We start from the raw sequence: 18,769 nt of genomic DNA on the forward strand, positions 1-18,769 counted from the left end.
TGCGCCCCATGAGCCACGACGAGGCCACCGCCATGTCCCGCGCCAGCCCCGCCATCGCCAGCGCCACGGGCCGCCGGCGCAGATTGCGCTTCGCCTCGCGCGTGCTGGTCGCGGTGCTTGGGGGCTACGCCTTCGCCTGGGGCGTGGTCGCGGCCGGGACGGCGCTGATGTACGCCGCGGGGATGGGCTTCCACGACGCCGAGTTCCTGTCCAGCCTGCTCGGCGTGCTGGCGCTCCTGGTGGCGTTGCTGTGGGCGTTCGCGGTGCGGCGCGAATGGCTGGCGTGGGTGGTGCTGCCGGGCGGGGGCACCGTGCTCGCAGGCGTCGCGTCGCTGGTGCAGGCGTTGCTGGCCTGAGGAGGAGGGAACATGTTCCAGGGATTCCGCCAGGCGATGGCATGGGTGCACACCTGGTTCGGCCTGGTGCTGGGTTTCGTGCTGATGGCGGCGTTCTTCTTCGGCGCGCTGTCGGTGTTCGACCGCGAGATCGACCGCTGGGCGATCCCTGCGACGCGGTTCGAGCCGCAGCCGATGCCGTCGTTCGACGCGGTGCTGCGGCCGGCGTTCGAGCGCATCCAGCCCACGCCCGAGGCGATCGAGGCGATGCGCCCGAGGGTGGACGGGTCGATGCCCGCGCAGTACGACACCGTCGGGACCTGGAGCGCCTACACCACCCACCGCGATCCGGTGCTGCAGCTGTTCGCCGGCTTCGTCGTGCCCAATGCCAGGCACGCGGGCGACCTGCTGTGGGCCGACGCCACCATCGACCCGCGCGACGGCCGGCCGCTGCCCGACGACCGGCTCAAGGTCGGCAGCGGCTTCTTCTTCCCGCTGCACTACGGGCTGACGCTGGACTGGCGGAACCTCGGCATCTGGATCGTGGGCCTGTCGGCGCTGGTGATGCTGGCCGCGCTGGCCACCGGCGTCGTGATGCACCGGCACCTGTTCCGCGAGTTCTTCACCTTCCGGCCCGACCGCGCGCGGCTGCGCTCGGTGCTCGACCTGCACAACCTCACCGGCGTGGTGGCGCTGCCGTTCCACTTCTTCTTCGCGCTGACCGGACTGCTGATCTTCGCCGCGACCTACTACTTCCCGGTCGGCCATACCCAGTTGCACGAGCTGCACGACCTCAACGCGCGCCTCGAGGCCGGCCGCACCGGGTTGCCGCACGAGCGCGCCGGCGTGGCGGCCGGGCTGGCGGACGTGGACGCGATGGTGGCCGACGCGCGGCGCCGCTGGGCCGAGGACGGCAAGGCCGGCGACGTCGGCTTCCTGGTGCTGCAGCACGTGGGCGATGCCAACGGCTACGTCAGCGTGTACCGCGCGGGCACCGACCGCATCGCCCTGGTCGGCGATGGCATCCACTACCGGGCCGCGACCGGGGAGCTGATCCGCGAGGATCCCGCGCCCACCCCGGTGGAGCGGATGGCGCAGTTCCTGACCGGGCTGCACCTGCAGCACTTCCGCCACTGGCTGCTGCGCTGGCTGTACGTGCTCGGCGGACTGGCCGGCGCCGTGTGCATCGCCACCGGCTTCGTCTTCTTCGTCGAGAAGCGCAAGCGCCAGCATGCGCGCCAGGGCCGGCAGGGCGCACGCGTGGTCGATGCGCTCGCGGTGGCGGCGGTCACCGGCATGGTGCTGGCGGCCCTGGGCATCCTGGTCGCGAACCGGCTCCTGCCCGAGGACCTGCCGGCGCGCGCGACCTGGGAGCGCTGCGCGTTCTGGGGCACGTGGATGGCCGCACTGCTGCATGCGGCGTGGCGCAGCGCGCCGGTCGCGCAGGGGCTGCCCAATCCGGCGTGGCGCGAACAGGCGACGGCGATCGCCGTGCTCGCGGTTTCGGCGGCCGTGCTCAACTGGATCACCACCGGCGACCACCTGCTGCGCACGCTGGGTGCGGGCAACTGGCCGGTGGCGGGAGTGGATCTTGCGCTGCTGGCGACGGCCGCGATCGCCGCGGCCGGCGCATGGCGATTGCGGCGGCGGGCGAGGGCGGTCGCCACGCCGCGGCATGCGGTCGGTCCGGAGCCGCGCCATGCATGACTCCTCCGGCGCGTGGCTGCTGTTGGCCGCCGTCGCCTGCGCGCTGGCGGGGATGGGCTGGCTGGCGCTCTCGTTGCCCGCGCACGTGCAACAGGCATGGGGGCGGAATGCGCCCGCAGGCCTGTTGCGGCTGCATCGCGCGCTCGGTGCCGCGGCGGTGGCGCTTGCGCTGGTGCTGTGCCTGGGCGCCGACCACGCGAGCATCGCGGTCCTGGTGTGGGCCATGACGCTCAGCGGCGCCGCGCTCGCGGTCGCGTTCGCGCTGGCCTGGCGGCCGTGCTGGCTGCGCGCGCTTGCGCCATGGATGCGTGGGCGGGTGCGCTGACGAGGTCGAGCGTCCTGGCCAAGGTGGCAGGCGGCGGACGTTGCCCCTGCCGGTCGACAACACCACCTGCACGTCGGTGAATCCGCGCAGGAAACGCATTCAGGAAAAAGTCCGCGCGCCACACGTGCCACTCACGTCGCGGCGCGCACCTTGTCGGTCGGCCGGCATCCGCCGGACGCACGCAACGACACACCGACAGGGAGCACTTCGATGACGAACCAGAACGACGACAGGCATGCACACGGCGACGCCAACCGCGATCCGATCACCGGCACCCCGGGCGCACACCCGGTTGGCACCGGCGTGGGCGCGACCGCGGGTGGGGTGGCGGGCGCGGCGGTCGGCTCGGTGGCCGGGCCGGTGGGCTCGGCGGCAAGTCGATGGCCGAACGGGTGAACCCGACGGTCGAGGACGCCTATTGGCGCGAGCACTACAGCGCCGAGACCTACCACGATCCGCAGTACGGCTACGAGGACTATGCGCCGGCCTACCGCACCGGTTACGAAGGCCGCGCGCGGTTCGCCGACCGCGACTTCGAGCAGGCCGAGCCGGACCTGCGTGCCGAGTACGAGCGCGGCCGCGGGAGCTCGCGCCTGGAGTGGGACCGCGCGCGCGACGCGACCCGTGCCGCGTGGCACCGTGTCGAGCGCGCGCTGCCGGGCGACGCGGACGGCGACGGCCGCTGAGTTGCGCCGCGCCTCGCGCGCGGCCGGGGCCCCGCGGATTGCGGGGCCCTTTTTCGTTGCCGGGGGCATGGTTCGCCCCCACCCCGGCCCTCCCCCGCGAGCGGGGGAGGGGGTGTGACGGCGGTGGGGGTGACCGGGCAGGCCCTGCCCCTTGCCCCGCCTGCGGGGGAGGGAGTGTGACGGGCAGAGGCATGGGGCGGCCGGGCAGGCCCCGGCCCTTCCCCCGCTTGTGGGGGAGGGCCGGGACGGGGGCCGTGCCGGACGCGAGGACTTGCGGCGCGCGTCGGCTGGAGCTTGCCCCCACCCCAACCCTCCCCCGCGCGCGGGGGAGGGGGGTGTAACGGTCGATGGAGGCGACCGGGCAGTCGCTGCCCCTTCCCCCGCTCGCGGGGGAAGGCCGGGATGGGGGCACTCTCCGGCGCGAACATCCGCAGCAAGGCCACCGGACCTTGCCGCCCCTGCGTTCCACCTCGCGACAACGCCCGCCGTGCGATGGTTCGGGGCGATCCGCACGCCGTCCGCGCCATGCACCTGGTCCAGCTGTTCCTTCCCCTCCGCGACAACGACGGCGCCGCCTTCCCGCGGACGCTGTTCGACGAGGCGCGCGCCGAGCTGACCGAAGTGTTCGGCGGCGTCACCGCCTTCGTCCGCTCGCCCGCGCTTGGCGCATGGGAAGACGACGACGGCGCGGTGCGGCGCGACGAGGTGGTGCTGCTGGAAGTGATGACGGCGCACCTGGACCACGGCTGGTGGGCGCACTACCGCTGGCAGCTGGAGCAGCGCTTCGACCAGGACGAGGTGCTGGTGCGGGCGATGCAGGTCGAGCGGCTGTAACCCGGCGGCAAGGCCCGCGCCATGCGGCATCATGGCGCGATGCACTCCACGCCAACCTCCGCGATCACGCGCGCGGGCATCGCCCGCCAGGCCTGGCCGATCATCCTGGCCAATGCCGCGGTGCCGCTGCTGGGGCTGGTGGATACCGCGGTCATCGGCCATTACGGCGATACCGCGGGGCTCGGCGCGCTGGCGCTGGGCGCGCTGCTGTTCAACGTGCTGTACTGGAGCTTCGGCTTCCTGCGCATGGCCACGACCGGCTTCATCGCGCAGGCGGACGGCGCCGGCGACGAGGCGGAAGTGCGCGCCACGCTGGCGCGCTCGCTGCTGCTTGGGCTGGCGCTGGGCGCCTGCCTGGTGCTGCTGCAGTGGCCGCTGGCGGCGGCGTGGTTTGCGCTGATGGACGCCAGCGACGCCGTGGGCGGGCAGGGCACGGCCTACTTCCAGGCGCGGATCTGGGGCGCGCCCGCGGCGCTGGCACTGTATGCCTTCAGCGGCGCGCTGATCGGGCTCGGCCGCAGCCGGACGCTGATGGCGGTGCAGCTCCTGCTCAACGGGCTCAATGCGGTGCTCGACGTGTACTTCGCCGGCGTGCTCGACATGGGCGCGCGCGGGATCGGGCTGGGTACGGCGATCGCCGAGTGGGCGACGTGCGCGGTGGCGGCGCTGGTGCTGTGGTGGGCGCTGCGGGCGCGGCACCGCGACCGGGAGCCGTTCCTGCCGCTGGCGCGGCTGCGCGACGCTGTGCGGCTGCGGCGGATGATGGCGGCCAACGGCGACATCATGCTGCGCACGCTGTGCCTGCTGGCCGGGTTCGGCTGGTTCACCAGCCAGGGCGCGCGCCTGGGCGACGCCACGCTCGCCGCCAATCACCTGCTGCTGCAGCTGGTGTCGTTCAGCGCCTTCTTCCTCGACGGCTTCGCATTCGTGGCCGAGGCGCTGGTGGGCGCGGCGGTTGGCGCCGGCGATCGCGCGCGGCTGCGGCGCGCGGTGCGGCTGTCGAGCGAACTGGCCGGGGCCACCGCGGCGGCGCTGGCGCTGGCGATCTGGCTGGGCGGCGCGGCGGTGGTGTCGCTGCTGACGTCGTTGCCGGACGTCGTGGCCGGGGCGCGTGCCTTCCTGCCTTGGGTGGGGCTGTACGTGCTGCTGTCGGTGGCCGCGTTCCAGCTCGACGGCATCTTCATCGGCGCCACCTGGACGCGGGCGATGCGCAACGCGTCGGTCGCGTCGCTGGCGGTGTTCGTGCTGTGCGGATGGCCCGCCGTGGCGCACTGGGGCAACCACGGCCTGTGGGCCTCGTTCGTGGTATTCGTGGTGGCGCGGGCGCTTGCGCTGCTGCCGTACTACCTGCGCCTGGAGCGCGCGGTCACGCCGGTTTGCGCGCGCTGAGGAAGGTCCACAGGTCGCGGTAGGACGGCACAAGCACGCCCTGCTCGCAGCGGTCGGTGAAGTGGGCGTCGACCGCGTCGCGGATCAGCGGCAGCAGTTCGCGCCGCGTGGCGCGGTCGTCGGCGTCGCGCAGGCCGTGGCCGCAGCACTGCATGCTGAGCACGCCGCCGGGGCGCAGGGCGCGCGCGATGCGCGCGACGATGCCGGCGATGAAGTCGGCCCGGCTCTGGCCTTCGCGCACCGGGTCCATGGTCAGGTCGTAGATCACCGCGTCGAGGTCGCGCGCCTTGTCGATCCAGGCGAACGCATCGCCGACCACGACGTTGGCGTGGGGACTGTCGAAGGCGTCGCCGCACAGGGCGGGCAGGTACTGGCGGGACAGTTCGATCACGCGCCGGTCGATCTCGACCATGGTGATCGCGGGCGGGGGCGCGTCGAGCGGCGCGAACGCGCGCAGCAGCTCGTTGAGCACGCCGCCGTCGCCGCCGCCGAGGATCGCCACGCGCGCGGGGCGGTGCAGCTCCAGCAGCGGGCTGGCCATGGCCACGCCGTAGGCGGTGTCGGATTCGGAGATCTGCAGGTCGTCGTCGAGGAACAGCTGGCCGCCGAAACGGGGATGGCGGGTGACCACGACGTGCTGGAAGCCGGTGTGCTCGTCGGCCAGCAGGTTGGCGGGGGCCGGCCGGGCCGGCGCGGGATGGGGCTGGAATCCGGCGCGATGGCCGATGGATGCGTGCATCGGGACTCCTGTTCGGGTGGAGGAAACCCCCCATCCTCGCGGCTGGGGGCCGGGGGTGCAAGTTGGCTGCCAGAGGATGGCCGGAATTCGCCGATGTTCGGCGATCATGCCGTCATCATGAAGGCATGGCGATCAATCCTGCAGTGACGCCTGCAGGGCGGTGGCCAGGGCGGCATCCCCGCTGACCAGATCGCGCCAGCGAAGTTCCACGCCGCGGCGGTGGCCCTTCGGGGCGAGCCTCAGGCCGTCGCGGTCCATTCGCAGAGTGTATGCCCGGCCGTCGATGTCCAGTTCACGACGAAGCGGCCGGTCGCCGAGGGGCGTGGTCATCGGGCGTCTCCCGGGGGCAAGGCGTCGGCGCCGCCGGGCCGGCGGCACCGGGGGTCAGGCGGCGCGGGTGCCCGGATCGCCGGCCGGCAGGGCGAAGGCGCGCGGCCCCGGGGTTTCGGCATGCGAGGCCGGCAGCGGCGCCATGAGTTCCGGCGGGCAGGCGGCGAAGCCGTATTCGGCCAGCACCCGGGCGGCCTTCAGTTCGAAGGCGAACGCATCCTCGGGCTGGCAGCGCGCGCGCAGGTCGCGGATGTCCGAGCGCACGCGTTCCCAGAACCGGTCGTCGTCGTCCGGCAGCGCCATGCAGGCCTGGAGCCGGCGGGTGAATTCGTCCACGCATTCGTCGAGGACGCTGCGCGCCCGCGGCGGAGCCGCGGCAGGAAGCGCGCGCGAGCCTGCAGCGGACGCGTGCAGTGACGCGGCGGTGCGGTCTTCCATGGGGCCGGACATTGGGGATGGGTCCTTCGGGATTCAAGAGGGGGTCAGGCAGTCGAACGGCGCCTGTACGGGAGCCACTGTGGGCGAAGGCGCGGAAGCGCGCCGTGAAAGCCGCACGCCGGGGTTCAGATGGATGAACCCGCCGGGCCGCGCGGTCGTGGCCGCGGCATCGCGTCCGGGCGCCCGGGCGTGGCGGACCGCCGCATACGCCCCCGTCGCGTCGCCTGCGGCGACAATGGGGTTCCACCCACGACCGCCCCCGCCTTGTCGCCGCAACGCCTGCTGCCGCTGATCATCGCCACCGCGCTGTTCATCGAGAACATGGACTCGACGGCGATCTCGACCTCGCTGCCGCAGATCGCCGCGGACCTGGGGGTGGAGCCGGTCGCGCTCAAGCTCGCGCTCACCACCTACATGCTGGCGCTGGCGGTGTTCATCCCGGTGAGCGGCTGGATCGCCGACCGCTTCGGCGCGCGGCGCGTGTTCATCGCCGCGATCGGCGTGTTCCTGCTCGGGTCGCTGGCGTGCGCGGCCAGCAGCGGCCTCGGGCAGCTGGTGGCGGCCAGGTTCCTGCAGGGCGTGGGCGGGGCGATGATGGTGCCGGTCGGGCGCCTGGTGCTCCTGCGCAGCGTGGAGAAGTCCGAACTGGTGCGCGCGCTGAGCTGGCTCACGATCCCGGCGATGCTCGGGCCGATGCTCGGGCCGGTGGTCGGCGGCGCGATCACCACCTACACCCACTGGCGCCTCATCTTCCTGGTCAACCTGCCGATGGGCGTGCTGGGCATGTGGCTGGCATGGCGCCACATCCCCGAACTGCGCCAGGCGGTGGGTCCGCTGGACGTGCGCGGGTTCGCGCTGTCGGCGGCGGGACTGTCGCTGGCGATGTTCGCGCTCTCGGCGATCGGCCGTGGCCTCGTGCCGGGCGCGGTGCTGGCGGCTTGCGGCCTGGCCGGTGCCTCGCTGCTGGCGCTGTACGTGCGCCATGCGCGAAGCCATCCGCAACCGCTGCTGCGCCTGGACCTGCTGCGCGTGCCCACCTTCCGCGCCTCGGTGCTGGGCGGCTCGCTGTTCCGGATCGGCACCGGCGCCACGCCGTTCCTGCTGCCGCTGATGCTGCAGCTCTCGTTCGGGCTCGACCCGCTGCAGTCGGGCCTGGTGACCTTCACCTCGACCGCGGGCGCGATGGTGATGAAGACGGTGGCGCCGGCGATCCTGCACCGGGTGGGTTTCCGGCCCGTGCTGCTGTGGAACGGGCTGGCGGCCTCGCTGCTGCTGTGCGGGTTCGGGCTGTTCCGTGCCGACACGCCGTACGCGCTGATGGTCGGCGTGCTGCTCGCGAGCGGCTTCCTGCGGTCGCTGCAGTTCACCAGCCTCAACGCGCTTGCCTACGCCGACATCGACCAGGCGCGCATGAGCCAGGCCAGCAGCCTGGCGGCCATGGCGCAGCAGCTGGCGCTGGCGCTGGGCGTGACCGTCGGTGGCTTCGCGCTCAGCCTGGCCGGCGTGGTCACCGGCCGCGAGGAGGACGCGGCGATCAACTTCACCTTCGCCTTCCTCACCGTCGGCCTGCTGTCGATGGGTTCGGCGTGGCAGCTGCGCCGGCTGCCCGCGAATGCCGCGGCGGAAATGGCCGGCCGCGCCGAGCCCGGCAAGGAAGTCACCGAGCCCAAGCCCGAGGCGCGTCCGCAGGCGTGATCCACCCCCGCGTGCCCAGCCGCCGGCGGCCACCGCCCGGTCGCGGTCGTCGTGCGTGGCCCGGTACAGGGCGGCGTCGATGCGCTCGAGTTCGAGGTCCAGGCTGGTGTCCGGGCCGAGTTCGATCTCGCCGTATCCGATCGAGACGGTGACCGCGAGCTCCCGCCCCGACGTGGGCACCGGCGCGGCGCGCAAGGCGTCGAGCAGGCGTCCGGCGATGTCCGTCGCGCTGGTCTGGCCGCCGATGCCGGGCGCGAGCAGGATGAACTCCTCGCCGCCCCAGCGCGCGACGACGTCGCGATCGCGCATGGTGGCCGCCAGGCGCCTGGCCACCTCGCGCGGCACGTCGGCGCCCGCGGCGTGGCCGAAACGGTCGTTGATGCCCTTGAAGTGGTCGAGGTCGAGCAGGACCAGCATCGCCCGGCCCGGCGCCATGGACTTGAGGGACTCGAAGCGGCGGAGGAAGTGCAGCCGGTTGCGGATGCCGGTGAGGGCATCGTGCGCGTTCTCGTGGTCGAGCTGCGCGTTCGCTTCGGCCAGCCGCCGGCTGGAGCGTCGAAGCCGCAGGTACGACCACGCCAGCACCAGCGCGACGATGCTCACAGAAACCCGCGCGCGGCAGGTAGGCCGCGTGGGCGACCGCCCGGCGCCGTGGCGCGCCGGGCTTCCGGTCGCAACGGGATCGCTGGTCCAATGGTGGCGGATGGGCGTGGTCGCCCACAGTGCACGGCACGCGCCGCAGGAGAACGCATGAGCTATTGCGAGGAGTTCGCGACGCGCGCACCGGCACGGGCCGAACTCGAGGCCGCGCCGGGGCTGCTGCTGCTGGAATTCGGCGCGCCCTGGTGCGGGCACTGCCGCGCGGCGCAGCCGCCGCTGCGCGCGCTGCTGGAAGGCCGCGACGACGTCACCCACGTCAAGGTCGAGGACGGCAAGGGCCGCCCGCTCGGCCGCGCCTTCGGGGTGAAGCTGTGGCCGACCCTGGTGCTGCTGCGCGACGGCGATGAGCAGGCGAGGGTGGTGCGGCCGCGGGTGATCGACGATCTGCAGCCCCTGGTCGACGTGCTGGCGGAGGCCGGCGACGGCGCCACGCCGGGCTGACCTCGAGGCGCCCCGGGACTTCCCGGGCCGGTTCACCTTGGTGAATCCGCCAGGCCGACGGCGGCACCGCAAAACGCGACGGCGGATCTCGCCTCCTGCGACCGATGGGTGTACAAATGTACACCATGAGCCCCGCCGACGCCCTTCCCCCGCAACGCGCCGCCGTCCTGGCCTTCCTGCGCCGGGAACTGGCCGCCGGCCGCGCCCCGAGCCTGGCCGAGATCGCCGAGGCCTTCGGCTTCGCCTCGCGCAACGCTGCGCAGAAGCACGTGCAGGCGCTGGTGGCCGACGGCCTGCTCGAGCTCGAACCCGGGCGCAAGCGCGGCCTGCGACTGCCCGGCCGCCCCGACCAGCTGCCGCTGCCGGTGCTCGGCCAGGTGGCGGCGGGCGTGCCGATCGGCGCCGACATCGGCAGCGACGAACTGCTGCTGCTCGACCGCGCCCTGTTCGCCGAGAAGCCCGACTACCTGCTGAAGGTGAAAGGCGATTCGATGCGCGACGACGGCATCTTCGACGGCGACCTGGTGGCGGTGAAGCGCACCGGCGAGGCGCGCAGCGGCCAGGTGGTGGTGGCGCGGATCGACGGCGAGATCACCATCAAGCGGCTCGAACGCGGGCGCAGCCGGATCCGGCTGCTGCCGCGCAATCCCGAACACGCGCCGATCGAGGTCCAGCCCGGGCAGGACTTCGCCATCGAAGGCGTGTACTGCGGCCTGGTGCGGCGGGGCTGACATGGCGGCCGTGGTCGCACTCGAGGACCTGCTCGCCGCGCGCACCCTGTGGCACGCCGGGCGCAGCGCGCGCCAGGCCGCCGACGGCGAGCCGACCGGCCACGCCGCGCTCGACGCGTTGCTGCCCCAGGGCGGCTGGCCGCGCCGCGCGCTGACCGAACTGCTGCTGCCGGCCGACGGCGTGGGCGAACTGGCGCTGCTGATGCCGACGCTGGCGCGCTGCACCCGCGCGGGGGAGCGGGTGGCGGTGATCGCGCCGCCCTACGTGCCCTATGCGCCGGCGTGGCAGGCGGCGGGCCTCGACCTGTCCCGGCTGTGCATCGTCGAGGCCGCGCCGCGCGATGCGCTGTGGGCGTTCGAACAGTGCCTGCGCAGCGGCGCCTGCGGCGCGGTGCTGGGCTGGCCGCAGCAGGCCGACGCGCGCGCGCTGCGGCGGCTGCAGGTGGCGGCCGACAGCGGCCGCTGCCTGGGCTTCGCCCTGCGCGATCGCCGGCATGCGGCCAATGCGTCGCCGGCCGCGCTGCGGCTGGAGGCGGTGCGCGGCGAGCGCGGCATCGCCTGGCACGTGCGCAAGTGCCGCGGCGGCCCGGTGCCGTCGGCGCCGTTCGTGCCGGAGCCCGATTCCATCTTCATCGGCGTGCCGCCCGTGGCTCCTTTTCCCGCCCGCGAGCCATCTGCTCCCTCCCCCGCAAGCGGGGGAAGGAGTCAAGGCGACGCGTGCGTTGTTGCTCCCTCCCCCGTGCGCGGGGGAGGGCCGGGGCGTGGGCAAGCCGGCATCGTTGCCCCCCGCGCCTCCGCCTCGCCCCCATCCCAACCTTCCCCCGCAAGCGGGGGAAGGAGCCAAGGCGATGCGTGCGTTGTTGCCCCCTCCCCCGTGCGCGGGGGAGGGCCGGGGTGGGGGCAACCCCGCGTCGCGGCCTCGCACGCCTTCGACGCGCGCCCATCCGCTTCAAGCGACAGTGCGCAGCACGAGCTCCTGCTCGTCCAGGCGCCTGCGCCGTCCGCGCGTGACTGACGTCGATGCTCTGGGCCTGCGTACTGCTGCCGCAACTGGCGCTGGATGGCGTCCTCCGCCGTTTGCCTGAGCCCGACGCACCGCTGGCCCTGGTGACCGGGCCGGCGCAGCTGCGCACCCTGCACGCAGTGAACCCCGCCGCCGCCGCGGCCGGGCTGCGTCCTGGCATGCGCCTGGTCGCCGCGCACGCGCTGCTGCCCGACTTCGCCATGGTCGAATATGACCCTCAGGCCGAGGCGCGCTGGCAGCGCTTCCTCGCCGCCTGGGCGTACCGGCACAGCTCGCTGGTGAGCGCGCAGTGGCCGGGCTGCCTGGTGCTGGAGGTGCGCGGCAGCTTCCGCCTGCTCGGGCCGTGGCCGCGGATCGAGCGCCGCCTGCGCGAGGAGCTGCAGGCGCTGGGCTTCGTCCACCGCATCGCGCTCGCGCCCACGCCACGCGCCGCGCATGTGCTGGCCGGCCTGCGCGACGGCCTGGCGCTGATGCACCGCGACGCGATGGTGGCCACGCTCGACCGGGTGCCGGTGCGCCGCGCGCGCCTGCCCGGCGACTGCGGCGAACGCCTGCAGCGCATGGGCGTGCGCGACCTCGGCGCCCTGCGCGCGCTGCCGCGCGACGCGCTGCGCCGGCGTTTCGGCCGGGAATTGCCCGACCACCTCGACCGCCTCTACGGCGAGGCCGACGATCCGCTCGACTGCTACCAGCCCCCGGACCACTTCGACGCGCGCCTGGAGCTGGGCTACGAGGTCGAAAGCCACATGGCCCTGCTGTTCCCGCTGCGGCGGCTGGTCGGCGACCTGTGCACATTCCTGTCGATGCGCGATGGCGGCGTGCAGCGCTTCGTGCTGCGGCTCGAACACGAGGTCGGGCACACCGACGTCGAGGTGGGCCTGCTTTCGGCCGAGCGCGATCCGGCGATGCTGTTCGAGGTCACCCGCACCCGGCTGGAGAAGGTGCGGCTGGCGCGGCCCGTGGTCGGCGTGCGCCTGGTCGCGCGCGAACTGCCGCCGTTCGCGCCGGCCTCGCGCGACCTGTTCGACGCCCGCAACCAGCAGCAGCTGCCGTGGCCGCAGCTGCGCGAGCGGCTGCGCGCGCGCCTGGGCGACGAGGCGGTGTACGCGGTGGCACCCTCGGGCGACCCGCGCCCCGAGCGCGCGTGGCGGCGGGTGGCCGAAGGCGCGGTCGACATCGACGAGGCGCCGCCGCGTCCGCCGCGTCCGTGCTGGCTGCTGCCGCGTCCGATCCCGCTGCGCGACCCGCGCCCGCGCATCGTTTCCGGGCCCGAACGGCTGGAGAGCGGCTGGTGGGACGGCGAGGACGCGCGCCGCGACTACTACGTCATCGAAACCTCGCAGGGCCAGCGCGCCTGGGCCTTCGCCCCGCCGGGCGAGCAGGGCCACTGGATGCTGCAGGGGTGGTTTTCGTGAACGCGTTCCTGCTCCCTCCCCCGCGTGCGGGGGAGGGTTGGGGTGGGGGCAGGGCAGATGCTCGCGTCATCCAACGCGCGCCTGTGGCGCGCCCCCCATCCCGGCCTTCCCCCGCAAGCGGGGGAAGGAGTGGAAGCAGGTCGCACGCGCTGTTGCTCCCTCCCCCGCGTGCGGGGGAGGGTTGGGGTGGGGGCAGGGCAGATGCTCGCGCCATCCAACGCGCGCCTGCGGCGCGCCCCCANCCCGGCCTTCCCCCGCAAGCGGGGGAAGGGGTGGAAGCGGGCCGCACGCGCTGTTGCTCCCTCCCCCGCGTGCGGGGGAGGGTTGGGGTGGGGCGGGCCGGCAGTGAGCGCCTGGAGGAGCCTCGGGTGCCTGCGCCATGACTGACCAAGACGGCATCGATCGCGACACGCCCGGCGGTCGCCCGCCGCGCGCCTGGGAAACCGCGCGCCGCCTGCGCGGGCTGGCCGCGGCCGCCAACGACGACGCGCCAGTGGAGGACGGACTGCCGGCCTACGCCGAGCTGCACTGCCTGTCCGACTTCTCCTTCCTGCGCGGCGCGGCCAGTGCCGAGCAGCTGTTCGCGCGCGCAGCCCAGGTCGGCTACGAGACGTTGGCGATCACCGACGAGTGCTCGCTGGCCGGCATCGTGCGCGCGCTGGAGGCCTCGCGCGCCACCGGCGTGCGCCTGGTCGTCGGCAGCGAGTTCGTCCTCGACTGCGGGCTCAAGTGCGTGCTGCTGGTCGAGACCGCATCGGGCTACACGCGGCTGTGCGAACTGGTCACCCACGCCCGCCGCGCGGTCGAGGGCAAGGGCTACCGGCTCGCGCGCGCGGACGTCGAACGCCGGCTGTCGGATGTCGACCCGTCGGTGTGCGGCCTGTTCGCGCTGTGGATCCCGGGGCGCACGCCCGATCCGGAGCAGGGCCGCTGGCTGCGCCGGGTGTTCGGCGAACGCGCCTTCCTCGCCGTGGAGCTGCACCGCGAGCAGGACGACGCGGCGCGGCTGTCGCGGTTGCTGGCGATGGCGGCGGCGCTGCGCATGGTCCCGGTGGCGGCCGGCGACGTGCACATGGACGTGCGCCGGCGCCGCGTGCTCCAGGACACGATGACCGCGATCCGCCACAACCTGCCGCTGGACCGCTGCGGCGCGCACCTGTTCCGCAACGGCGAGCGCCACCTGCGCACGCGCCGCGCGCTGGCCAACATCTACGGCGCGGTCGAGGGCGGCGCCGCGCTGCTGGCCAACGCGGTGGAACTGGCGCGACGCTGCACCTTCGACCTCGGCCGCGACCTGCGCTACCGCTATCCGGTGGAGCTGGTGCCCGAGGGCCACACCCCGTCCACCTGGCTGCGCGAACTCACCCTGCGCGGCATGCGCGAACGCTGGCCGGAGGGCGCGCCGGCGGACGTGGCCCGCCAGGTCGAGGACGAACTGGCGCTGATCTCGGAGCTGGAGTACGAGGCCTTCTTCCTCACCGTCGAGGACATCGTCCGCTTCGCGAAATCCAGGGGCATCCTCTGCCAGGGCCGCGGGTCGTCCGCGAACTCGGCGGTGTGCTACGCGCTCGGGATCACCGTGGTGAACCCGGCCGAGAGCCGCCTGCTGATGGCGCGCTTCCTGTCCAGGGACCGCGGCGAGCCGCCGGACATCGACGTCGACTTCGAGCACGAGCGGCGCGAGGAGGTGCTGCAGTACGTCTACGCCAAGTACGGCCGCCACCGCGCCGCGCTGGCCGCGACCGTGATCCGCTACCGCGGCAAGAGCGCGGTGCGCGACGCGGCCAAGGCGTTCGGCCTGCCGCCCGACCAGGTCGCGCTGCTGGCCGAATGCTTCGGCTGGGGCAACGGCGAGACGCCGATGGAGCAGCGCCTGCGCGAGGCGGGATTCGATCCGGGCAATCCCGTCATCCAGCGCGTGCTGGCGGTGACGATGCAGCTGCGTGGGCATCCGCGGCACCTGTCCCAGCACGTGGGCGGTTTCGTGATCAGCGACGCGCCGCTGGCCACCGTGGTGCCGGTCGAGAACGCCTCGATGCCGGGGCGCAGCATCATCCAGTGGGACAAGGACGACCTGGAGACGATGCGGCTGCTCAAGGTCGACTGCCTGGCGTTGGGCATGCTCACCTGCATCCGCAAGGCGGTGGACCTGGTCGCGAAGCATCGCGGCCACGTGGTGGATCTCGCGCGGCTGCCCACCGACGACCGGCCCACCTACGCCATGATCCAGGCCGCCGACACCGTGGGCGTGTTCCAGATCGAGTCGCGCGCGCAGATGAGCATGCTGCCGCGGCTCAGGCCGGAGCGGTACTACGACCTGGTGGTGGAAGTGGCGATCGTGCGGCCAGGCCCCATCCAGGGCGACATGGTGCACCCCTACCTGCGGCGCCGGCAGGGCAGGGAGCCGGTGACCTATCCCTCCGAGGGGGTGAAGGAGATCCTCGGCCCGACCCTGGGCATCCCGCTGTTCCAGGAACAGGTGATGGAGCTGGTGATCCACGCCGGCTACACGCCGAGCGAAGCCGACAACCTGCGCCGCTCGATGGCCGCCTGGCGCCGCGGCGGCGACATGGAGCCGCACCGCGTGCGCATCCGCGAGCTGATGGAGGAGAAGGGCTACGCGAGCGAGTTCATCGACCAGATCTTCGAACAGATCAAGGGCTTCGGTTCCTACGGCTTCCCGCAGAGCCACGCCGCCTCGTTCGCCAAGCTGGTCTGGATCAGCAGCTGGCTCAAGCGCCACGAGCCGGCGGCCTTCGCCTGCGCCCTGCTCAACTCGCAGCCGATGGGCTTCTACTCGCCGGCGCAGATCGTGCAGGACGCGCGGCGCGGGCATCGGTCCGGGCGCCCGCCGGTGGAGGTGCGCCCGATCGATGTCGCCTGCAGCGACTGGGACTGCACGCTCGAGGGCGGGCATCCGCGGCGCGGCGTGGACGATGGCGGGCAGCCGGCGATCCGGCTCGGGCTGCGCATGGTGGCGGGCCTGTCGGAAGACATGGGCAAGGCGATCGTCGCATCGCGCATGGAGCGACCGTTCGCGAGCATCGCCGACCTGTGCCTGCGCGCCGGGCTGGACGCGAAGGCGCGCGGCGTGCTGGCCGAGGCCGGCGCGCTGTCCGCGCTGGCCGGGCACCGCCACGCCGCGCGCTGGGCGGTGGCGGGGATCGAGCGCCGGCGCCCGCTGCTGCCGGGCAGTCCGGAGGAGGACGCGGTGGACCTGCCGGCGCCGTCGCCCGGCGAGGAAGTGGTGTCGGATTACCGCAGCACCGGCCTGACCCTGGGCCCGCATCCGCTGTCGCTGCTGCGCGAGCGGCTGCGCGGGCGCAGCGTGCTCGATTCGCGCCAGCTGCGCGAACTGCCGCACGGGCGCGGCGCCTTCGTCGCCGGCATCGTCACCCAGCGCCAGCGGCCCGGCACCGCCAGGGGCACGATCTTCGTCACCCTCGAGGACGAGCACGGCATGGTCAACGTGGTGGTCTGGCCGCACGTGGCGCTGCGCCGGCGCAAGGCGCTGCTGTGCGCGCGGCTGCTGGGCGTGCGCGGGCGCTGGGAGCAGGTGGACGGCGTGTGCCACCTGATCGCGCGCGACCTGGAGGACATGACCCCGCTGCTCGGCGGCGTCCACCCCAGCTCGCGGGACTTCCACTGATGGGCGCGCTGCGCACCGCCTCGCTCGCCGGCGACCTGTTCGCGCCGCCGGTGCTGCAGCTGGTCGAGGACGCGCAGGGCGGGGCGCGCTACTGGACGTCGGTGGTCGATCCCGATACCGCGCGGCGCTGGTTCGATGCGCTGGTCGAGGGCGCCGACTGGCACAGCCTGCGCCGGCCGATGTACGACCGCGTGGTCGGCGTGCCGCGGCTGCTGGCGTCGTACGCCATCGACGAGCTGCCGCCGCACCTGCCGCTGGCCGCGATCCACGAGGTGGTGCGGCGCCACGTGCCCGCGCCGTTCACCTCGATCGGCATGAACCTCTACCGCGACGGCAACGACAGCGTGGCCATGCATGGCGACAAGCTGCACCTGCTGGGCGAAGGCCATCCGGTGGCGGTGTTCTCGCTCGGCGCGCCGCGGCGGATGCTGATCCGCGCGAAACGCAACCACGCCGACCGCGTCGCCGTCGACCTGGTGCCCGGCAGCCTGCTGGCGATGAGCCACGCCATGCAGACCACCCACGAGCACGGCATCCCCAAGGTGCGGGAAGCCGGTCCGCGGATCAGCGTGGTGTTCCGGGCGCGCGGCCGGTGAGCCGAGCGCCCGGAGGCATGCGTCAGGCAGCCTGCTCCCGGTCGGCCAGCCACACCTGCCGGTACGACGGCCGGGCCGCGAAGTCCTGCAGCCAGCGCTGCACGTTGGCGTGGCGCGAAGCGTCCACGCCGCAGTAGGTGCTGTAGGTGACGACGCTGGCCACGACCAGGTCGGCCAGCGAGTAGTCGTCGCCGAGCAGGTACGGCGCCTTCGCCAGCTGCGCGTCGAGCCGGCCGAGCGCGGCGTCCAGCCGCAACAGCGCCTCGGCGGCGAGCGGCGGATGGTGCAGCGAGGCGTCCACGCGCGGGCTCTGCGAGAAGTTGAGCACGTTGATCAGCGCGCCGTAGCTCACGTAGGCCCAGGTGGTCCAGGACAGCGCCGCCAGGCGCTGCGGCGAGCCGGCCGCGGGCCACAGGCCGCGCTCGACGCCGTACCGGTCGCCGAGCCACTGCAGGATCGCCAGCGCCTCGTACAGCGGGGTACCGTCGACCACGAGGGTCGGAACCACGCCGTGCGGATTGACCGCCAGGTACGCGGGCGACTTCTGCTCGCCCCTGGCCAGGTCGAACAGCACCAGTTCGAACTCGACCCCGAGTTCGACCAGGGCGTGGTGGACCGGGGTGGCGCTGGACATCGGTGCGGCGAACAGCTTCAGGGTCATGGCGTCGCTCCTCGGGGCTGGATCGGAAGGGAGCCCGGCGCTCCGGCCGGGCAGCACCAAGGTAGCCGGCCTTGCGGACAGTTCCGGTCCGCAAGCCGTGGCATCCTGCGCCCATGATCGAGACCTCCTCCCGCCTGCTGCGGCTGCTCGCCCTGCTCCAGTCGCGTTCGTTCTGGCGCGGCCGCGAGCTGGCCGAGCGCATGGACGTGACCGAACGCACCGTGCGCCGCGACATCGACCGGCTGCGCAGCCTCGGTTACCCGGTGGAGTCGAGCGCGGGCACCGCCGGCGGCTACCAGCTCGCCGCGGGCAGCAACCTGCCGCCGCTGCTGCTCGAGGACGACGAGGCGCTGGCGGTCTCGCTCGGGCTGCGCATGGCCACGGCCGGCACCGTGGTCGGCATGGAGGAGGCGGCGCTGCGCGCGCTGGCCAAGCTCGAGCAGGTGATGCCGGCGCGGCTGCGCACGCGGGTGCGCAACCTGCATGCGGCGGTGGTGCCGCTGGGCCCGGGCGGTCCGGGCATCCCGCATGCGCTGCTGGTGGCGCTGGCCAATGCCTGCCGCGCGCTGCAGTGCCTGCGCTTCGCCTACGAGGACCAGCAGGGACGCAGCAGCGAACGCGACGTGGAGCCGCATGCGCTGGTGTCCACCGGTTCGCGCTGGTACCTGCTGGCCTGGGACCGCGGCCGTGGCGACTGGCGGACCTTCCGCGTCGACCGCATCGGCGGCCTGCCGCACGCGCCTGGCGACCGCTTCCTGCCGCGCAAGGTGCCCGGCGGCGACGCGGCGGCCTTCGTGGCGCGCGCGATCACCACCCAGGGGCATGCGCTGCGCGCGCGGGTGGAACTGCATGCGCCGCTGGGGCGCATGCGCAGGTGCATCCCGCCGTCGGCCGGCAGGCTCACCCGCCTGGACGATGGCCGCTGCCTGCTGGAGACCGGCGCGCAGCGCCCCGACCTGCTCGCCTACCACCTGGTGATGCTGGACGTGCCGTTCGTGGTGCTCGAACCGGTGGAACTCGAGGAGCACATGCAGGCGCTGGCGACGCGGCTGTCGCGTGCAGTGCGTGCGTCGCGCGGTCGACGCGCGAATCCGGTGCTTGCATGAGGCGTGGG

General features: G+C 73.6%; 18 protein-coding genes and 1 pseudogene. 15 read left to right on the forward strand and 4 right to left on the reverse strand.

From position 1 onward, the window contains the following. The first annotated feature begins 8 nt into the window (after window positions 1-8). The 7 genes from LUTJ29_RS0111300 (at window position 9) to LUTJ29_RS0111325 (ending at window position 5,276) form a co-directional block, all read left to right on the forward strand. Entirely contained in the window at window positions 9-356 is a 348-nt protein-coding gene (locus LUTJ29_RS0111300; RefSeq protein ID WP_232221203.1) for an iron uptake protein, read from the forward strand. A gap of 12 nt (window positions 357-368) precedes the next feature. Next, entirely contained in the window at window positions 369-2,042 is a 1,674-nt protein-coding gene (locus LUTJ29_RS0111305) for a PepSY-associated TM helix domain-containing protein (RefSeq protein ID WP_027072613.1), read from the forward strand. Beyond that, complete coding sequence (locus tag LUTJ29_RS0111310) at window positions 2,035-2,367, forward strand: DUF3325 family protein (RefSeq protein ID WP_027072614.1); 333 nt, start codon at window positions 2,035-2,037, stop codon at window positions 2,365-2,367. The genes LUTJ29_RS0111305 and LUTJ29_RS0111310 overlap by 8 nt, the downstream gene beginning before the upstream one ends. Before the next feature lie 210 nt (window positions 2,368-2,577). Beyond that, window positions 2,578-2,763 (forward strand): hypothetical protein, encoded by a 186-nt coding sequence (locus tag LUTJ29_RS18845; RefSeq protein WP_198012676.1) that lies wholly within the window; start codon window positions 2,578-2,580, stop codon window positions 2,761-2,763. Further along, the gene (locus LUTJ29_RS18850; protein WP_198012677.1) at window positions 2,748-3,053 is read left to right on the forward strand and encodes a hypothetical protein; all 306 of its coding nucleotides are present in this window, start codon (window positions 2,748-2,750) and stop codon (window positions 3,051-3,053) included. The genes LUTJ29_RS18845 and LUTJ29_RS18850 overlap by 16 nt, the downstream gene beginning before the upstream one ends. 525 nt (window positions 3,054-3,578) lie before the next feature. Continuing rightward, entirely contained in the window at window positions 3,579-3,887 is a 309-nt protein-coding gene (locus LUTJ29_RS0111320; RefSeq protein ID WP_027072615.1) for a hypothetical protein, read from the forward strand. 39 nt (window positions 3,888-3,926) lie between these two features. Then, entirely contained in the window at window positions 3,927-5,276 is a 1,350-nt protein-coding gene (locus LUTJ29_RS0111325; RefSeq protein ID WP_027072616.1) for an MATE family efflux transporter, read from the forward strand. Here the strand turns inward: LUTJ29_RS0111325 and LUTJ29_RS0111330 are convergent. The 3 genes from LUTJ29_RS0111330 to LUTJ29_RS0111340 form a co-directional block, all read right to left on the reverse strand. Continuing rightward, the gene (locus tag LUTJ29_RS0111330; protein WP_027072617.1) at window positions 5,254-6,015 is read right to left on the reverse strand and encodes a spermine synthase; all 762 of its coding nucleotides are present in this window, start codon (window positions 6,013-6,015) and stop codon (window positions 5,254-5,256) included. The two genes, LUTJ29_RS0111325 and LUTJ29_RS0111330, sit on opposite strands and share 23 nt — an antisense overlap. Before the next feature lie 132 nt (window positions 6,016-6,147). Next, window positions 6,148-6,345, reverse strand: coding sequence for a hypothetical protein (locus tag LUTJ29_RS0111335; RefSeq protein ID WP_027072618.1), 198 nt, complete (start codon window positions 6,343-6,345; stop codon window positions 6,148-6,150). Between the two features lie 54 nt (window positions 6,346-6,399). Then, complete coding sequence (locus LUTJ29_RS0111340) at window positions 6,400-6,783, reverse strand: hypothetical protein (RefSeq protein ID WP_027072619.1); 384 nt, start codon at window positions 6,781-6,783, stop codon at window positions 6,400-6,402. Window positions 6,784-7,047: 264 nt separating this feature from the next. Here LUTJ29_RS0111340 and LUTJ29_RS0111345 point away from each other — a divergent pair, with 264 nt between their 5' ends. The 7 genes and pseudogenes from LUTJ29_RS0111345 (at window position 7,048) to LUTJ29_RS0111380 (ending at window position 16,994) form a co-directional block, all read left to right on the forward strand. Further along, a complete protein-coding gene (locus tag LUTJ29_RS0111345) occupies window positions 7,048-8,478 on the forward strand; it encodes an MFS transporter (RefSeq protein WP_027072620.1) in 1,431 nt (476 codons plus the stop codon). A gap of 750 nt (window positions 8,479-9,228) precedes the next feature. Further along, window positions 9,229-9,579, forward strand: coding sequence for a thioredoxin family protein (locus LUTJ29_RS0111355; protein ID WP_027072622.1), 351 nt, complete (start codon window positions 9,229-9,231; stop codon window positions 9,577-9,579). A gap of 125 nt (window positions 9,580-9,704) precedes the next feature. Then, a complete protein-coding gene (lexA, locus tag LUTJ29_RS0111360) occupies window positions 9,705-10,310 on the forward strand; it encodes a transcriptional repressor LexA (protein ID WP_027072623.1) in 606 nt (201 codons plus the stop codon). A gap of 1 nt (window position 10,311) precedes the next feature. Beyond that, a pseudogene (imuA, locus tag LUTJ29_RS19070) lies at window positions 10,312-10,914 on the forward strand (translesion DNA synthesis-associated protein ImuA); the annotation flags it as partial. A 416-nt stretch (window positions 10,915-11,330) separates the two neighbouring features. After that, window positions 11,331-12,749, forward strand: coding sequence for a DNA polymerase Y family protein (locus LUTJ29_RS0111370; protein WP_027072624.1), 1,419 nt, complete (start codon window positions 11,331-11,333; stop codon window positions 12,747-12,749). Window positions 12,750-13,128: 379 nt separating this feature from the next. Then, on the forward strand, window positions 13,129-16,398 hold the full coding sequence (locus LUTJ29_RS0111375; protein ID WP_027072625.1) for an error-prone DNA polymerase: 3,270 nt from the start codon (window positions 13,129-13,131) through the stop codon (window positions 16,396-16,398). Further along, window positions 16,398-16,994: an alpha-ketoglutarate-dependent dioxygenase AlkB gene (locus LUTJ29_RS0111380; RefSeq protein ID WP_043741198.1), complete on the forward strand. Its 597-nt coding sequence runs from the start codon at window positions 16,398-16,400 to the stop codon at window positions 16,992-16,994. Before LUTJ29_RS0111375 ends, LUTJ29_RS0111380 begins: the two co-directional genes overlap by 1 nt. Before the next feature lie 22 nt (window positions 16,995-17,016). Here LUTJ29_RS0111380 and LUTJ29_RS0111385 read toward each other — a convergent pair whose 3' ends face one another. After that, complete coding sequence (locus LUTJ29_RS0111385; RefSeq protein ID WP_027072627.1) at window positions 17,017-17,655, reverse strand: glutathione S-transferase family protein; 639 nt, start codon at window positions 17,653-17,655, stop codon at window positions 17,017-17,019. Window positions 17,656-17,768: 113 nt separating this feature from the next. Between LUTJ29_RS0111385 and LUTJ29_RS0111390 the strand changes: the two genes are divergently transcribed. Continuing rightward, window positions 17,769-18,761 (forward strand): YafY family protein, encoded by a 993-nt coding sequence (locus LUTJ29_RS0111390; RefSeq protein ID WP_027072628.1) that lies wholly within the window; start codon window positions 17,769-17,771, stop codon window positions 18,759-18,761. Window positions 18,762-18,769 lie beyond the last annotated feature (8 nt).

This window comes from Luteimonas sp. J29, from assembly GCF_000472505.1.
Classification (GTDB): domain Bacteria; phylum Pseudomonadota; class Gammaproteobacteria; order Xanthomonadales; family Xanthomonadaceae; genus Luteimonas.

Coding starts and splice junctions, on each gene's coding strand:
- LUTJ29_RS0111380 (WP_043741198.1), top strand. CDS start 16,398: ATGGGCGCGCTGCGCACCGCCTCGCTCGCCGGCGACCTGTTCGCGCCG.
- LUTJ29_RS0111355 (WP_027072622.1), top strand. CDS start 9,229: ATGAGCTATTGCGAGGAGTTCGCGACGCGCGCACCGGCACGGGCCGAA.
- LUTJ29_RS0111390 (WP_027072628.1), top strand. CDS start 17,769: ATGATCGAGACCTCCTCCCGCCTGCTGCGGCTGCTCGCCCTGCTCCAG.
- LUTJ29_RS0111310 (WP_027072614.1), top strand. CDS start 2,035: ATGCATGACTCCTCCGGCGCGTGGCTGCTGTTGGCCGCCGTCGCCTGC.
- LUTJ29_RS0111325 (WP_027072616.1), top strand. CDS start 3,927: ATGCACTCCACGCCAACCTCCGCGATCACGCGCGCGGGCATCGCCCGC.
- LUTJ29_RS0111320 (WP_027072615.1), top strand. CDS start 3,579: ATGCACCTGGTCCAGCTGTTCCTTCCCCTCCGCGACAACGACGGCGCC.
- LUTJ29_RS0111340 (WP_027072619.1), bottom strand. CDS start 6,783: ATGGAAGACCGCACCGCCGCGTCACTGCACGCGTCCGCTGCAGGCTCG.
- LUTJ29_RS18845 (WP_198012676.1), top strand. CDS start 2,578: ATGACGAACCAGAACGACGACAGGCATGCACACGGCGACGCCAACCGC.
- LUTJ29_RS0111385 (WP_027072627.1), bottom strand. CDS start 17,655: ATGACCCTGAAGCTGTTCGCCGCACCGATGTCCAGCGCCACCCCGGTC.
- LUTJ29_RS0111335 (WP_027072618.1), bottom strand. CDS start 6,345: ATGACCACGCCCCTCGGCGACCGGCCGCTTCGTCGTGAACTGGACATC.
- LUTJ29_RS0111370 (WP_027072624.1), top strand. CDS start 11,331: ATGCTCTGGGCCTGCGTACTGCTGCCGCAACTGGCGCTGGATGGCGTC.
- LUTJ29_RS0111300 (WP_232221203.1), top strand. CDS start 9: ATGAGCCACGACGAGGCCACCGCCATGTCCCGCGCCAGCCCCGCCATC.
- LUTJ29_RS0111305 (WP_027072613.1), top strand. CDS start 369: ATGTTCCAGGGATTCCGCCAGGCGATGGCATGGGTGCACACCTGGTTC.
- LUTJ29_RS18850 (WP_198012677.1), top strand. CDS start 2,748: ATGGCCGAACGGGTGAACCCGACGGTCGAGGACGCCTATTGGCGCGAG.
- lexA (WP_027072623.1), top strand. CDS start 9,705: ATGAGCCCCGCCGACGCCCTTCCCCCGCAACGCGCCGCCGTCCTGGCC.
- LUTJ29_RS0111375 (WP_027072625.1), top strand. CDS start 13,129: ATGACTGACCAAGACGGCATCGATCGCGACACGCCCGGCGGTCGCCCG.
- LUTJ29_RS0111330 (WP_027072617.1), bottom strand. CDS start 6,015: ATGCACGCATCCATCGGCCATCGCGCCGGATTCCAGCCCCATCCCGCG.